Here is a 17,121-nt window from a genome sequence, read left to right as displayed (position 1 = left end):
ACGGGTTCACCGCGCCGGCTCGGATACTTCGTCAGATGGCGCGGGCACCGTGTCCGGCTCTGACTCGGACTGCGCTGGCTCCGCCGCGGGTTGTGCTTCCTGCGATTCGGATTCCGCATCCGGCAATTGCGCCACCAGGTACTCACCGAGCCCACCGATGGTCGGGTAGTCGAACACCGCCGTCGCGTTGATGGTGAACTTGCCGCCGAACTGGCTGTGCAGCCGGTTACGCAGCTCGATCGCCATCAGCGAATCCGTACCGAGGTCCAAGAACCGGCTCGTCGCGGCCGGCGGCTGCGCCAGACGCAAGAAGTTCTGCACCTCGCGCTGCAGGAACTCGGTCACGAAACCAGCCCGCTGCGGCACCGGTATCTCCATCAGTTGCTTGAGCAACTCGCTGTCACCGGTCACCTCGCCCACGGCACTCGGCAGCACGAGGTCCAGGATCGGCGGACGCGAACTGCCCAGCACCTTCGCCGCACGCTGCCAGTTGGCCTTGATGACGGTGGCCTGGCCCGTGCCGTTGGCAATGACCTCGGCCAGAGCCGCGAGTGCCGCCGAGGGATCCAGCGGAATCAGGCCCTGCGCACTGATGTTCGCGGTCGCCGCCTCCGAGGAGGCCATACCTCCCTGCCCCCAGGGGCCAAAGTTGACGCCGGTGGCGGGCAGACCCTGCGACCTGCGCCGCGCGATCAGACCGTCGAGCCACGCATTGGCCGTCGCGTAGTTGGACTGACCAGGCGAACCGAACAAGCTCGACACCGAGGAGGACACGATGAAGAAGTCCAGATCCTCGTCCTTCGTCAGCCTGTCAAGGTAATCGGCACCGAACGCCTTGGGCGCCAAGGTGGTCCGGAACCGCTCCACGCTCTGCTGACCCAGCAGGGCGTCATCGAGCACGCCTGCCAGATGCGCGATGCCGCCGAGCGGGGGCAGTTCCGCCCGAATCCGCTCCAGCAGCTTCACAACCTCGGACTCCTCGCCGACATCGGCGGTGAAGACGTGGATGCGGGCCTTGGAGCGCTCGCTGATCTCCTCGATCAACCGTTGCGCGTCCACATCTGGAGCACGGCGGCTGGTCAGCACGATGTCACCGGCACCGAGCTGAGCCAGATACGACGCGGTGTGCAGGCCGATCGCGCCCAGTCCACCAGTGATCAGATAGGTCCGATCCTGCTGTGGTGACAGTGGATTCGGCATCTGGCACACGATCTTGCCGATATGGCGGGCCTGCTGCATGCGGCGGAATGCCGTCCTGGCCTCCGTCAGCGGGTAGATCTCAGCGGGCAGTGGTGTCCACTCCCCCTTTGCCAAACCGTCCGAAACCTCCGTCAGCAAGCCCCGAATACGTTCGGGCTCTTGGAACATCACCGTGTCCAGCGCGACGATCTCGTAGGCGATATCTGGGCGGGCCTCGGCCATCTGCTCCGAAGTCCAGATATCACGCTTGGCGATCTCGGCGAAACGGCCGTTCTTGGCGGTGGCCCGCACGGTCGCCTCGACGAACCCTTCGCTGGTGAGGCTGTTGAGCACCACGTCAACGCCATGCCCATCGGTGTCGGCGAGGATCTGGTCGGCGAAATCGGTTGTACGCGAGTCATACACATACTTCACGCCGAGCTTGCGCACGGTCGCACGCTTGAAAGTGCTCGCTGTCGCATAAACCTCGGCACCGCACTGTTGCGCCATCTGTATCGCAGCCAATCCCACACCACCACTGGCCGCGTGGATGAGCACGCGATCGCCGGGCTTCAGCTGCGCCCAGTCGAAGGCGAGCCGAACCGTCAGCGCCGCAGCGGGAATCGTGGCGGCCTCGACCGCGCTGATCCCGTCCGGAATCGGCGCCAGGAACTGAGCCGGTGCGTTGAACCGGCTGGCGAAGGCACCCTGCATGGAGCCATAGACCCGCTGACCCACCGCGACCTCGGTAACACCCTCACCCAATTGCGTGACGACACCTGCGAAGTCACCGCCGATCGGGCCCGGGTCACCCGGGTACAGACCTAGCACGTTGAGCACGTCACGGAAGTTGAGACCGGCGGCCTCCACCCGCACCTGCACGTAGCCCTCGTCCGGCGCCTCGACCTCCTTCTCGGTGATCCGCAGGTTGTCGATGGCACCCCGTTCGGTGGGCAACAGGGCGTAGTCGCTCCCGCGCGGCACCGTGAGATTGCCGCTGCGTGACCACGGCAACAACCGCGAGGCGAGCAGCTTGCCCTGCCGCACAGCGATTTCCGGCTCCTCGACCGGCGTAACCAATAGATTCGCCAGCGCCTGTACAGCCTCGGGTGAGCCGTCACCATCAACGAGCTTGGCGCGCAGCGCCGGTTCCTCGTTGATGGTGGTGCGCCCGAATCCCCACAGGGAAGCCTGCACCGGATCAACCGGCTCGCCCGACTCGGTGGCCACGGCGCGCTCGGTGACGATCCAGAGACCATCGGGAAGTTTCACGCCATTTTGTGCGCCGTTCTGCACCGTATGCACAGCACTGAGCAGGTTGGCGATCTCGGTCTCCAGACGCGCGATCTCATCGGTGCTCGACTCCTGCGCGCCCGGTGCGGCGGCACGCCAGACGACACCGGAGAACGGCACGCCGCGCTCCTTGGCCTCTGCCAGCACCTGTCCGAGAAGTTCCGGATTACTCGTCCGATCGAACGGGATGCAGCCCGGCACCCTGGCGGCCAGCTCGTCGAACCCGGCGATCAGCCAGGTACCGCTTGCCGTCGCGGTGCCGTCCTCCGCGGCTGGCACCGGAACCTCGTGCCAGCCAAGGGTGTACAGCAGGCGGGTGGCATCGCCGCCCAGCCCACGCAGCAATGCCTCACGCGGCGCACGTTTCACCGTGAACTCGCGAATCCCACCGAGGTGACGGCCATCGCGATCGAGGTAATCGAGATCGAAGACCTGGGTCTCGCTGTCCAGCGCGCTCTCATGCCACCGGGCCCGGCAGTAGAAGCGCCGTGGCATCTTTTCCTTCAACGTCACCTGGCCGTACCGCAAGGGCAGGAACAGATCGTTGATGCCCTGCTCAGCCGCGAGCAGGGCCGGGAACGCCGGGAAGGCCACACCGGTGCACAGATCCATCAGCACCGGGTGCATCGGCTCGGTACCGAGCTGTTCTGCAAGTTCCTCACCGACGAGGACGTCGCCGATGGCCTCACCCTGACCAAGCCAGAGTGACTTCAGAGAGCCGGACCAGGTTGGGCCCCAGGACAGTTCCAGATCAGCGAAGGTTTCGAACAGCTCGTTCGGACGCATGCGCTCCATCCGCTCGATGGCCGCGTCAACCGGCTCGGCCTCCGAGGACTGGCCGGCCGCATCGTCGGCGCTGTCATCGACACCAGGCACGACGGTGCCTTCGGCGTTCAGTGACCAGTCAACATCGCGTTCGCCGTAGGGACGGCTGTGCACCTGGAACTTCGACCCACTGCCATCCTCCAGCGGATGCAGCGTCAGCTGCACCTCACGAGAACTCTTCTCCGGCAAAATAATCGGCTCGTAGAAGAAAACATCCTTCGCCCGTGCCGGAGTGCCGACGGCCGCCAGGGCCATCGCGGCGTACGTTGCGCCGGGTACGACGACGGTGCCGTAGATAACGTGGTCGGACAGCCAGGGCTGCGACCTGACCGACAACCGGCTGATGTAGACACAATCGCCGGAGGCCAGGTCCTCGCCTCGACCCAGTATGCCCGCGGACAAGCCGCCCCCGCCTTCGATGGCGGCGCCGGACGACTTCGGCCAGAAGCGGCGGCGTTGGAAGGGATAGGTCGGCAGTTCCAGCGTGTTACGCGGGTGGCGCCGCAGCGCGGCGAAATTGGGCCGATGACCGCCGACGTACGCCGCGGCCAGTGCCTCGGCGATCTGGCGTCGGTCGCCAACACCCTTGCGCAGCGAGACAATCGCGCGCGGAGCGGCCAAGTGCTCCGGCCAGACCTGCACCGCGGCGCCGGTCAGCACCGGCTGCGGGCCGATCTCCATCAGCACCGAGCAACCCAGCGCGGCCACGGTGCGCACACTCTCGGCGAACTGCACCGGCTGACGGGAATGCCGTCGCCAGTACTGGGCATCGATCGGGGTCTGTGCCGTCAGCACCGCACCCGTGCGGTTGCACACCAGCGGCAACCTGGGAGTCGCGAACTGTACTTGCGCTGCGTACGACTCGAATTCGTCGAGGACGGGGTCCAGCAGCTCGGAATGGAACGCATGGCTGGTCTCCAGCCAGGTGCACCGGATTCCCTCCTCCTCGAAGCGCGCGACCGCCTGTTCCACATCCTCGCCCGGACCCGACAGCACGGTGTTCGGTCCGTTGTAGGCGCCCACCGACACACGCGGAAAATCACTCGCGATCTGTTCGACATGCTTGGCGTCGCTGAAGACGGCCACCATGCGCCCGCCCGCGGGCAGACTGCCGAAGAGCCTGCCGCGCTCGGCGATCAGTCGCGCACCGTCCTCCAGACTGAACACTCCGGCGACGCATGCGGCCGCGTACTGGCCGACACTGTGGCCCAGCACCACGTCGGGCTCAATGCCCCACGACTGCCACAGCCGGGCCAGACCCATCTCTACGGCGAAGATGGCTGGCTGCGCGAATGACGTGTGCCGCAGTACCTTCCCGGCTTCTCCGCCCGTTTCGCGATCGGTGGCGAACATCACCTCCAGCAAGGGGCGCTCGACGATGTCCTTGACGGCTTCCGCGCAGCGTGTGACGGTCTCGGCGAAAACCGGCTCTGCGTCGAACAACTCACGCGCCATACCGGGATATTGACTGCCCTGTCCGGTGAACAGCCAGGCCGTTGTCGGGTGGTTCGTGTGCTCGCCACGAACCACACCGGGGCGCAGCCGGTTCTGAACCAACTCGGCCAGCCCCTCGCGCGCGGACTCCACCGAGTCCACGACGAGAGCGGCACGATGTTCGAAGTGCGACCGCCCACTCCCCGCGGTGACGCAGACATCCTCGATGTCGACCTCTGGATGGGCGCTCAACCAGGACTCATAACGCTGCGCCACCGCGGCCAGCGCCTCCGGCGACCTGGCGGACAACGGCAGGACGTTCACCTTGTCGCCCTGAACTTCTGGTGTAGCGGCGGTGTCGTCGGGGCCACCTTCATCCGTCACCACTGCCCGTCGCGGTGCCTCCTCGATGAGCACGTGGGCATTGGTGCCGGTGAATCCGAACGAGCTCACCCCGGCGCGCCGTGGCCGACCGTTGGGCTCCCATGGAATGGCCTTGTCCACCACCCGAACTGGCAGCGACTCCCACGGGATGTGCGGGGACGGCTTTTCGAAGTGCAGACTCTGCGGCAGCACCCCGTTTTGGAGCGAGAGCACCACCTTGATGAGACCTGCTGCACCGGAAGCTGATTCGGTGTGGCCGATGTTGGATTTGACCGAGCCCATCAGCAGCGGCCGGTCTGCCTCGCGCGAGCCACCGTAGGCCGCGGCCGCCGCCTGCACCTCGATCGGATCACCCAGCGGGGTGCCCGTTCCATGCGCCTCAAGGTAATCGACGTCCCCGCCCGCCAGACCGGCACGCGCAAGCACCGTTCCGATGAGTCGTTGCTGCGCCCCTCCGTTGGGAACGGTCAGTCCGCTGGATGCGCCGTCCTGGTTCACCGCGCTACCCGGAATCACGGCCAGGACTCGGTCCCCGTCGCGCTCCGCATCGCTCAATCTCTTGAGCACAAGAATCCCGCAGCCTTCACTGCGCACATAGCCGTCGGCGGACGCATCGAACGTCTTGCAGCGACCGACCGGTGAAAGCATCCTGGCGCGCGAGGCGGCAATGACTGTCACCGGGCTCAACAGAACGTTCACACCACCGGCCACTGCCAGATCGCAATCACCGGAGTGCAGGGCCTGCACGGCCTGGTGGACCGCCACCAACGCCGAGCTGCACGCGGTATCCACTGCCACCGCGGGCCCCTCGAATCCCAGCGCGAACGCAACACGTCCCGATATCGCGTTGAGCGCGTTACCGGTGATGAAGTAGGGCTCAATCTTGTCGATCGATTCCGACGACAGCAGGTGCGCGTACTCGTTGGCACCTACGCCCGCGAAGATGCCGGTTCGGCTGCCGCGCAGCGCGGCCGGCGAGTATCCGGCGCGTTCCAAGCCCTCCCATACCGTTTCGAGCATCAGTCGCTGCTGCGGCTCGATCCAGACGGCCTCACGCGGGGAAATGCCGAAGAACTCGGGATCGAATCCATCGATACCGTCCAGGAATCCGCCGAAGCGTGTGTACGTCTTGCCGGCGGTCTCCGGATCCGGGTCATAGAACTCGTCGATGTCGAAACGGTCCTCGGGCACCTCACGAATCGCGTCGACGCCTCCGGAAAGCACCTCCCAGAAGGCCTCCGGATCCGGCGCGCCGGGGAATCGGCATGACACCGAGACAATCGCGATCGGCTCGTCGGTGCGATCCGTGACAGCCGATACCTGTTGTGGCGCCGGCTTGGCTTGTTCGCTGAGGCCCAGCACCTCGCCGAGCAGATAGTCGGCAACATCGGAAATGCGCGGATGATCCATCACCAGGGTGACCGGAATCTCCTTGCCCACACCCTGTTCCATGCGTTGGCGCAGTTCGACGGCCATCAGGGAATCCATGCCGAGATCGAAGAACCCCGCGTCCTCACGGATCTCCGAGACGTCCACGCGCGTCACCTCGGCCACCGCATCGCGCAGGTAGTCCGTCAGAAGCTTCTTGCGCTGCTGTACCGGAGCTCCCGCAAGCCGTTCGACCAGCTGCGTCGTGCCCGACTGCGCGACACCCTGAGATGTGGCCAGATGCGAAGGCACCTCACGCTCCAGCTCCGCCAGGAATGCGCGTCTCCCGGCCTGCTGGTAGAGCGGTAGGAAACGGGCCCAGTCGATGCGGGCGACGACGCCCTGCGCCCCACCATTCGATTGGGAAGCCGCCACCACATCCGCCAAGCCAGCCAGCGCATCGGACGGGGACAACGTCTTGATTCCACGTTGTTCCAGTCGCGCCCGGGATTCCGCGTCGGCCATGCCTGCCGTCCACGGACCGAAGTTAACGCTGGTCCCCGCGACACCCTGCTCACGCAGACGCCAGGCAAGTCCATCGAGGAAGGCATTGGCCGCGCTGTACGCGGTCTGGCCAAAGCCACCCCACACCGAGGCGATCGAGGAGGTGCTGATGAAGAAGTCGAGCTTCAGATCGGCCGCTGCTTCGCTCAGATGCCAGGCGCCCCAGACCTTGCCGGCGAAGACACGGTCTACCTCGGTGTCGTCGAGATCACTGAGCGGGGTGGTGCCGATCTCCCCCGCGGCATGGACGATGCCCGCCAGCGGCGGCAACTCGGCCTGCACGCCTGCCAGCAGGCGTGCCACGTCATGTGCGTCCGCGACATCGGCGGTGACCACCCGGACCTCGCAGCCGTGCTGCGCACCCAGTGCGTCGATGCGCTGCTGTGCCGCCTCGTTCGGTTCACGCCGACTGGTCAGCACCAGATTCTTGGCGCCGCACGCGGCCAGGTACCCGGCGATCTCCAGCCCGATCGAACCCAACCCGCCGGTGACCAAGTAGGTTCCGTTGTCGCGGATTTCCAGCGGAGTACCGCTGGGCAGATTCTCCCGCCGCACGAGCCGAGGAACGTAGACCGACTGATCGCGCAATGCGATCTGGTCCTCCCTGGCTGCGGCATCGCTCGATGCGGAAGCTCGGCTGATGAACTGTGACCATTCGGCAGCACTGGCATCGGCCAGATCAGCAAGTCCACCCCACACTTGTGGAAGCTCAAGGGCTGCCGCACGGCCGAATCCCCACAGGGCACTCTGTTCTGGCGCCACGGTGTCGGTTTCGGTGATTCGCTGGGCGCCACGGGTTATCACCCAGATGGGTGCCCGCAGTTCAGCAGCCGCGGCCGCGCGGAAGAGCCGTCGCGTTCCGCCCAGTATCTGGTGTTGTATCCGCAGCAACGACCGCGCCGAGGAGGTACCCCCATCGAGGGCCGCGACGTGCACGATGCGGAGCGCGGAATCGCCTGATACCGCGGAACGGAACGCGTCGGCAAGCTGCTGCTCGTCGGCGTCGGACGTCGGCAACCCGAGAACCCGGTACTGCTGTCCACGTGCGGTGAGCGCATCAACCAGCGGCGCGGCCGCGCCGGTTACATCACCCACGAGAAGCCAGGTGGTAGCCGTGCTGGTATCCGCACCCGCGAGCGGCGTGGGCGACTTGTCCCACCGGAACTGGTAGCGAGCATCCGCGATCGTCTGCGTGGTGCGTTGCTGATTATGTTTTGCCGCAAGCTTTGTGAGGACCGCCAGAGTCTGCTGGTCGTCGCTTGTACCGCCAAGCAGGTTCGCGAGTTCCTCGATCTTTCCGTCCTCGAGCAGACGGACGGCCTCGGTGCGCGGCCCGGAAGCCGGCTGTTGCTGGTTCGTGGCGTCGCGGTTGTCGGCGTTTCGCTTATCACTGAACCAGTACTGGCGATGCTCGAACGGATAGGTGGGCAGGTCGAGCTTTCGCGCGGGGCCGTGCCGGAACGCACCGAAATCGGGCAGGTGCCCCAGGACGTACGCGTCGGCAGCGGCTTCGGTGATCTGCCTGTGATCCGCTGTGTTTCGACGCAAGGAGGCTATCGCCCGCGGCGCGGTGGCCGGGTCGGGCCAGGCGCGGAGCGCGGCGGCGGTGAGTACCGGTTGCGGGCCGATCTCGAACAACACCTTGCAATTCATGTCGGCGAGGGTGCGCACGCTCTTGGCGAACTCCACCGGTTGACGTGCGTGCCGGCGCCAGTACGCACCGTCCAGTTTCACACTTCTGCCCAGCGCGGTGCCCGTGCGGTTGTCGATCAGGATCCGTTGTGGTGTCTTGTAATTGAACTTGCCGGCATACGCCTCGAACTCGTCGAGGATCGGGTCGAGCAAGGCCGAGTGGAACGCGTGACTGGTCTCCAGGAAGTCACACCGAATGCCCTCGGCGACCAGCCCCGCCACCGCCTTTTCCAGATCCTGTGCGGGACCTGACAATACGGTGTTGGCACCGTTATAAGCGGCAACCGACAGACTGGGGAAATCGTCAGTCAGGCTCTCCACCCGCTCGGCGGCGGCGAATATCGCTGCCATCCGCCCGCCGGCGGGCAAGCTGCCGAACAAGCGGCCGCGCTCGGCCATCAGCGCAGCGCCGTCCTCGAGGCTGAACACGCCCGCGACGCAGGCTGCCGCGTACTGGCCAACGCTGTGACCCAGCACCACATCCGGCTCGAAGCCCCACGATTGCCAGAGCCGGGCCAAGCCCATCTCCACTGCGAACAGCGCGGGCTGTGCATAGGTGGTCTGCCGCAGCGTCGCCTCGGCATCTGGACCGTCTACATCGAAAATGACATCCAATAACGGCTTTTCGAGAACATCGGCCACCGCCGCCGCGCAACGCTTCAGCGTCTCGGCGAACACCGGCTCGGTGTCGAACAGCTCACGGGCCATGCCCGGGTACTGGCTGCCCTGGCCGGTGAACAGCCACGCCGTCTTGGGCGTGTCATGGGATTCTCCACGCCCCAGGCCCGGGGCCGGGCGGTCATCGGCGACGGCGCCGAGCAGCTCCACGGCGGCTTCACGGGAGTTGACCACCAGCGCGGCGCGGTGCTCCAAATGTGCGCGCCCCACTCCGGCGGTGAAGCACAGGTCCGCCAACGTGGCCTCGGGGTGCCCGTTCAGCCAGCTGCGGTATTGATCGGCGATCTGCACCAACGCGGCGGGTGTGCGCGCCGACAGCGGCAGAATGCTGAACCGGTCCCCCGTCGACTCCGGCTCTTCGGCCGTTTCGATCTCGGCCGCTACCGGAGCCTCTTCGAGAATGACGTGAGCATTGGTTCCGGCGAACCCGAACGAGCTAACTCCCGCAATACGTGGGCGCCCGTTGCGCTCCCACGCGGTGGCCTCCTTGACGACCTCCACCGGGAGCCGGTCCCAGGGGATGTGCGGCGACGGATTCTGAAAGTTGCGGTGCTGCGGCAACAATTCGTTCTCGAGTGACAGCACGACCTTGATGACGCCCGCGATACCCGCGGCCGCCTCCAGATGTCCGATGTTCGTCTTCGCTGAGCCGATCAATAACGGATCGTTCGCCGCACGGCCGATGCCGTAGGCCGCGCCAGCGGCCTGGGCCTCAATCGGATCGCCCAGCGATGTTCCGGTGCCGTGCGCCTCCAGATACCCGACGTCACTCGGCGCGACACCGGCACGCTTGAGCGCATCGGCGATAACACGCTGCTGAGCAACGCCATTGGGCACCGTCAACCCGCCCGATGCGCCGTCCTGGTTAATCGCGCTGCCCCGGATCACGGCCCGGATACGATCACCGTCGCGGATCGCATCCTCAAGGCGCTTGATGACGATGACGCCGGATCCCTCACCACGCACGTAGCCGTCCGCGGCCGCGTCGAATGTCTTGCACTTGCCGTCGGGCGCCAGCATGTGCGCATGCGAGAACGTGATCATTGTGGCCGGGGTCAGCAGGACATTCGCACCGCCGGCCAGCGCGAGATCGCACTCTCCGAGTTGAAGTGCTTGGCACGCTTGATGAATTGCTACCAATGACGAGCTGCACGCCGTATCGACGGCAACCGAGGGTCCCTGCAACCCCAGCCGGTAGCTGATGCGGCCGGCGGCCGCGGCATTGGAGGTGCCGATGGCCATGTAGGCCTCGATCTCCGGAAAAGTCAGCTCATCGGACGCCATTCCCAGGTAGTCATGGGTGGCCAAACCGACGAACACGCCGGCGTTGGTCTCGGCCAAATCCGTTGGGGCGATTCCGGAATGCTCCACTGCCCGCCATGCCATCTCCAGCAACAGTCGGTGCTGCGGGTCCATCAGTCTGACCTCGCGCGTCGACATACCGAAGAACGGCGCGTCAAACCCCGTTACGTCATCGACGAAGCCGGCACGACGGGTTACGACCTTGCCGGGAGCTCCGGGTTCAGAGTCAAAGAATTCATCGGCATCCCACCGGTCAGCGGGTACCTCCGATATCGCATCACGGCCTTCACGCAGCACGTCCCAGAACTCGTCCGCGTTGGCGGCACCGGGAAAACGCGCTGCATATCCGATGATTGCAAAACGTGGGGCGGGATTGATCGGATGGTCAGCGGATTCCATGCTGTGGCCTCCTTGCGTCGGCGGGTGGGGAGAGTGGCCCTCGACATCGTCGGACCAAGAATGTGACTCTGGACATCGGCGGGTGCGAACGCGACTCTAGCCGAACAAGTATCGTGCGCACTGTTGTTCCCAAACTTCGTGGTAACTAGGACAGTAAGTTCTAGTTATTCCCGGTATGCCATGTGGCGCATGGGGTTTCCGGGTCTTGGCCGACCGCGCGTTGTGCGGTCAAACCGAGGGTATGTTGGGCCACCGACGAGAGATGCCGGAGCGGGGCCGGCCGAGCGAGAGGACGGCGCTTTGCGCATTGGCACGATAACTGTTGGCGCACTTGATGAATGGACGTTGAGCCCCGGCTCCGTCACCTCGTGGCACCCCACCCCAGACGCGGCCGAGAACGCCCGGCAAGCACCTGTGAGTTTGGTGCCAGTCAGCTACATGCAGAGCCAACATCTGCGAAATTACTACGAACGGAACGAAGCTGGCCTAAACTTCTCGCGCCAAATAATCGCCAGCTGCGATGTCGCGGGCCAGTGCGACATCGCCGCGATGGACCATGCCCTCAACGCATACCTGCGTAGGCATGACACCTTCCGCAGCTGGTTCGAGCGCGCCGCGGACGGGACGTTCGTACGGCACTCCATCAGCGATCCAAGCGAAATCGAGTTCGCGCCTGTAACACAAGGGCATATGACGGTCGATGAAATACGCAACCACGTCATCGACATACCGAGCCCACTGGAATGGGGATGCTTCACCTTTGGAATCATCCAGAGCGAGAACCACTTCACGTTCTTCGCTGCCATGGACCACGTACATGGTGATGCGACGTTGATTGGCACCACCATGATGGAAGCCAACGGAATGTACTCCGCGCTGAGCGGAGGCGGGCAGGCCCTCACGCTTCCCGATGCCGGCAGCTTCGACGACTTCTGCACTCGCGAGCGCGAGTTCACATCGGCATTAACCCTGGATTCGCCCGGGGTACGCGCGTGGATCGACTTTGCCGAGAACAACAATGGGACGTTTCCCGAGTTCCCGCTTCCACTGGGCAACCCGGCCGAAGCGACCACCAGCACCATGACCTCCCTGTCGCTGATGAGCCCGGAGCAGACGGACCGATTCGAGTCCGCCTGCTCGACTGCCGGCTCACGGTTCGTCGGTGGTCTCTTCGCCTGCCTCGGCCTGGTCGAGCACGAATTCACCGGGGCGGTCACCTATTACGGTCTGACTCCGAGGGATTCACGCACAGCTAGCGACAATTTCATGACGCAAGGCTGGTTTACCGGCCTGATCCCGATCACCGTTCCGATCGCGGCAACCTCTTTCAACGATGCGGCCTACGCCGCACAGACCGCCTTCGATTCGAGTCTGGACATGTCCCGGGTGCCGTACTACCGGGTCCTGGAATTGGCGCCGTGGCTGAAGTGGCCGGAACCGAACTTTCCGGTGTCGAACTTCTTCCACGGTGGCGCCGCTCCGCTCAACGCCATCCTCGCGGCGGGCGAGCTGGGCCTTGCCGACAACATCGGCATCTATCCGGACGGCCGATTCTCCTACCAGTTGACCATCTACATATTCCGGTACGGGGAAGGGACCGCGATGGCGATCATGCATCCCGATAACCCGATCGCCGAGAAGTCGGCGCTGCGCTACATGGAGGCCATGAAGTCGGTGTGCGGGCGAGTCGCGGACAGCGGTCACTGGGGACGCGTCGCGTAGCTTGAGCGACATCAGAATGAGGGTGAGGAAGATATGCGGCGGCTAGCCGATCTCGTGGTGCGATGGCCATGGGCGGTGATAGGCGCCTGGGTGGCGCTGGCCATCGCCCTGCCGCTGACCTTCCCCTCACTGACCGAAATGGCGGAGAAGCATCCGCTCGCCATTTTGCCGGCCGATGCTCCGTCGAGCGTGGCCGCCAAGAAGATGACCGAGGCGTTTCACGAATCGAGCAATGACGACCTGCTCCTGGTCGTGTTCATCAACGAGAACGGACTGGGACCCGAGGACGCCGCGACCTACCGCAAGGTGGTGGATGCGGTACGACACGACCTGACCAGCGTCGTGTCGGTCCAGGACTTCATCGGCACACCCGAGCTGCGAAAGTTTCTGACGAGTCAGGACAACAAAACCTGGATCCTGCCGATCGGCCTTGCGGGCGAGTTGGGTACGCCCAAGGCCTTCGACTCGTACAACCGGGTTACCGGCCTCATCCAGCGCAGCGCCCAGGGCAGTCCCACGACCGTCCACATCACCGGTCCAGCGGCCACGGTCGCCGACCTCACCGTCGCAGGACAACAGGACCGCCTACCGATCGAACTCGCGATCGCCATCTTGGTGCTCGCGGTGCTGCTGCTGGTCTATCGCAGCGCACTGACGATGATGCTTCCACTGGTGACAATCGGGTCCTCGCTGGTGATCGCGCAGTCCGTGGTGGCGGCCTACTCGCAGCTCACCGGGGCCGGCGTCTCAAACCAGTCCATCGTGTTCCTCAGCGCGATCCTGGCCGGCGCGGGCACCGACTATGCGGTCTTCCTCATCAGTCGCTATCACGACTATCTGCGGGCGGGTAAGACCTACGACCAGGCGGTCCGCGCCGCGATGATGTCGATCGGAAAGGTGATCACCGCGTCCGCCACGACGGTGGGTATCACCTTCTTGCTCTTGAGCTTTGCCAAGATGGGCGTCTTCCAGACGGTCGGAGTGTCGTCGGCCATCGGGATCGGTGTCGCGTACCTGTCCGGAATGACCCTGCTGCCCGCAATCCTGGTACTGGCCGGTCCACGCGGCTGGGTCAGGCCGCGGCGCGAACTCACTGCGCAGTTCTGGCGGCGGTCCGGCATACGTATCGTTCGTCGTCCGATTCCACACCTGGTGGCCAGTGTGGTGGTCCTGGCCCTGCTGGGGAGCTGCGCCCTGCTGGCGCGCTACAACTACGACGACCGCAAGGCCGTGTCGCCGTCGGCGCCCAGCTCGGTCGGGTACACCGCGTTGGAACGGCACTTCCCGCTCAGCCAGTCCATTCCCGAATACATCCTCATCCAGTCGCCGCGTGACCTGCGCACCCCACAGGCTCTCGCCGATTTGGAACAGATGGCGTCCCGCATCGCTCAGCTTCCCGACGTCGGCCTGGTCAGCGGCGTCACCCGCCCGCTCGGCGAGGTGCCACCCGAGTTCAGAGCCACCTATCAGGCAGGGCTCGTCGGCACCCGGCTGGCCGACGGCTCCAACCAGATCAGCCAGCGCAGCAGCGACCTCAACCGGCTCACCGCCGGCGCCAACACCTTGGCCGGCAGCCTCGGCGACCTGCGCACCCAGCTCAACAAGATCGTCCCCGGTCTGCAGAGCCTGCTCGACGCGTCCAACTCGCTGAAGACCAAATCGGGCGGCGACGAACTGGTACGGAATGTAGACAACGCCGCCAAGCTCGTCGATGCCATCAACGCGCTCGCCAATGACATGGGGTGGAACTTCTCCGCCGCAAAGGACATGTTCGCGTGGATCAACCCGGTGTTGAACGCATTACAGGCCAACCCGGTCTGCGATGCCGACGTCTCCTGCGCCACCACCCGCGGCCAGTTCGAGCGACTCGTCGGCGAACGCAACAGCGGACGCCTCGACGAAATCAATCAGCTCGCTCATCAGCTCGGGAATTCACCGGGCAACAAAGCAACACTTTCCGCGACGGTAACCAAGCTCAACGCCTCGCTCATGAGCGTCATGAACGGGCTGCAGGCCATGGGCCTGGACAAGCCCGGCGGTCCGCAAGCCGGACTCAACCAGCTGCGGCAGGGGGCCGACCGCCTGGCCGGCGGTAGCCAGCAGGTGGCCGGCGGTGTGGATCAGCTCGTCGGGCAGATCAAGGTGATCGTCAACGGACTCAACCAGGCATCGGCCTTCCTGCTGACAATGAAGACCAATGCCGCGGACCCGTCGCAAGCGGGATTCAACATTCCCGCCGAAGTGCTGAACAATCCGGACTTCCAAAGAGCGGCCAAGGCGTTCATCTCACCGGACGGCCATTCCGTGCGGTACCTCGTTCAGACGAAGCTCAACCCGTTCAGCCCCGAGGCGATGGACCAGGTCAACCAAATCAGCGATGTCGCCAAGGGTGCTCAGCCCAACACCACGCTGGCCGATGCCACGATTTCGATGGGCGGGTTTCCGACTGCCCTGCGCGACACGCGCGACTACTACCAGCACGACATCCAGTTCATCATCGCGGCGACACTCATCGTCGTGCTGCTGACACTGATGGTGTTGCTGCGGGCGATCGTGGCGCCCCTGTATCTCGTCGGGTCGGTGGTGCTGTCGTATTTCGCGGCCATCGGTATCGGGGTGCTCACGTTCCAATTCCTGCTCGGCCAGCAGTTGCATTGGACGGTGCCGCCTTTGGCCTTCGTTGTGCTGGTCGCGGTGGGCGCCGACTACAACATGCTCTTCGTGTCACGAATGCGGGACGAGTCCACAAACAGTGTGCGCTACGGGATTATCCGCGCCCTGAATTCCACAGGTGGCGTGATCACCGCGGCCGGGTTGATCTTCGCTGCGTCGGTCGGTGGCCTGCTGTTCTCTAGCATTGGAATCGTGGTCCAGGGCGGCTTCGTGATCGGCGTGGGAATTCTGCTGGACACCTTTGTCGTCCGGACCATCACCGTGCCCGCCATCGCGGCGTTGGTGGGATGGGCCAACTGGTGGCCGTCACGGGTCAGCAAGCGCCAAAGACCATCGGTGACGTCGCCGCCACCCGCAGCGCCCGCGGCGCAGGCGGGCTAGCACCAGAAATGTATGTGACACTGAAAATGAAGCCGAGCGGTCAGGAGCACGGATGAAAGACCTCCTCGCAGGAGCGGCCCTGCTGGTAGTCGCCAGCATGACAGGCTGTTTTGGCATCCCGTCCGCTGTTGCCGATGACCCACAGGTGCCCGGACCGCCTATCCCCCGGATCGCGGCAGACGGGACGGCGATGGCCGCGCCGGTATCGCCGGATCGGACCGCATATGCCCTGGGCGGTGCGCACGTGCTCGGCATCCCCTATGACGAGTACATCCGGATGACCGGCAAGGACTGGTTCCCGGGCATGAAGCGGGAAAACATCTGGTACCCGGCTGGGCAGGTCCAGGGTCACACCCTGGAGCGCCTGTTCCCCGGCATCGGCCCGGTCGGGGAGAAGATCATGCCCGGCCTGGGTCTAGACGGCCCCAGCATCGGCGAGTCGATCGACGTCGGCGAACCCAACCTCGAAAACGCCATTCGCACAGGCGGTCCCGGCACCGCGATGGGTCTCTCCGAGGGGGCGCTCGTACTCAACGCCGTTAAGTCAGCACTGGCAAGCGATCCGACCGCGCCGGCGCCGGACTCACTGACGTTCGCGACGTTCGGCGATCCGGTCGCGCGGCACCCGTTCGGTGAGAGCTTCCTGACGCAGAACTTCGCACCCGGATCGGTGGTGCCGTTCATGGACTACACCGTGCCGGCTCCGGTCGAAAGCCAGTACCACACCGACCAATTCATCTCCGCGTATGACAGCATCGCGGACTGGCCGGACCGGCCGGACAACCTGTTTGCGGTTGCCAATGCCATCGCGGGTCTGGCCACCGGCCATACGGCGATTGCCTTCACCAATCCGAAAATGGTTCCGCCGCAGAACATCCGGACGGAAGTTAACTCCCGGGGAGGAACGACGACGACGTACTTCATCCCCGAACAGCACCTTCCCCTGGTGCTGGGTTTCAAATACCTCGGCGTTCCCGAGGAGACGCTGAACAGGCTCGACGCAATACTGCAGCCTCGAGTGGATGCTGGCTACTCCCGTAACGATGACCCGGCGACGGCGCCGATCGCGGTGGACCCGGTGCGCGGTTTTGACCCCGCCAAGGTCACGGCGCCGGCCTCGCAAGCGACATTCGGCGGCGGTGCCGATCCGCTTTCACAGATCACCAGCGGCGCTCTGGCCGTGCTGGGCAACGGCACACGCTCAGCCCCTCCCAATTAGTACGGACG

Annotated in this window: 4 protein-coding genes; 3 read left to right on the top strand and 1 reads right to left on the bottom strand. The window is 64.9% G+C overall.

Features of this window, described 5'->3' with window-relative positions; genetic code table 11:
- Positions 1 to 6: 6 nt before the first annotated feature.
- Entirely contained in the window at positions 7 to 11,118 is an 11,112-nt protein-coding gene (locus AOT87_RS00775; RefSeq protein ID WP_057968319.1) for a type I polyketide synthase, read from the bottom strand.
- Between the two features lie 300 nt (positions 11,119 to 11,418).
- Here AOT87_RS00775 and AOT87_RS00770 point away from each other — a divergent pair, with 300 nt between their 5' ends.
- Genes AOT87_RS00770 through pe form a run of 3 tightly spaced genes read left to right on the top strand, consistent with a single transcriptional unit; the run spans position 11,419 to position 17,113 of the window.
- Positions 11,419 to 12,840: a condensation domain-containing protein gene (locus AOT87_RS00770; protein ID WP_081342987.1), complete on the top strand. Its 1,422-nt coding sequence runs from the start codon at positions 11,419 to 11,421 to the stop codon at positions 12,838 to 12,840.
- Between the two features lie 33 nt (positions 12,841 to 12,873).
- Positions 12,874 to 15,894: an RND family transporter gene (locus tag AOT87_RS00765; protein ID WP_057966586.1), complete on the top strand. Its 3,021-nt coding sequence runs from the start codon at positions 12,874 to 12,876 to the stop codon at positions 15,892 to 15,894.
- A gap of 52 nt (positions 15,895 to 15,946) precedes the next feature.
- A complete protein-coding gene (pe, locus tag AOT87_RS00760; RefSeq protein ID WP_030094354.1) occupies positions 15,947 to 17,113 on the top strand; it encodes an acyltransferase PE in 1,167 nt (388 codons plus the stop codon).
- Positions 17,114 to 17,121 lie beyond the last annotated feature (8 nt).

The sequence above is a fragment of the Mycobacteroides sp. H003 genome, assembly GCF_001440135.1.
In the GTDB taxonomy this organism is placed as follows: domain Bacteria; phylum Actinomycetota; class Actinomycetes; order Mycobacteriales; family Mycobacteriaceae; genus Mycobacterium; species Mycobacterium gwanakae.
The sequence above is the reverse complement of the archived record's forward strand: the minus strand, read 5'-3'. Positions and strand labels throughout refer to the sequence as shown.

Coding starts and splice junctions, on each gene's coding strand:
- AOT87_RS00775 (WP_057968319.1), bottom strand. CDS start 11,118: ATGGAATCCGCTGACCATCCGATCAATCCCGCCCCACGTTTTGCAATC.
- pe (WP_030094354.1), top strand. CDS start 15,947: ATGAAAGACCTCCTCGCAGGAGCGGCCCTGCTGGTAGTCGCCAGCATG.
- AOT87_RS00765 (WP_057966586.1), top strand. CDS start 12,874: ATGCGGCGGCTAGCCGATCTCGTGGTGCGATGGCCATGGGCGGTGATA.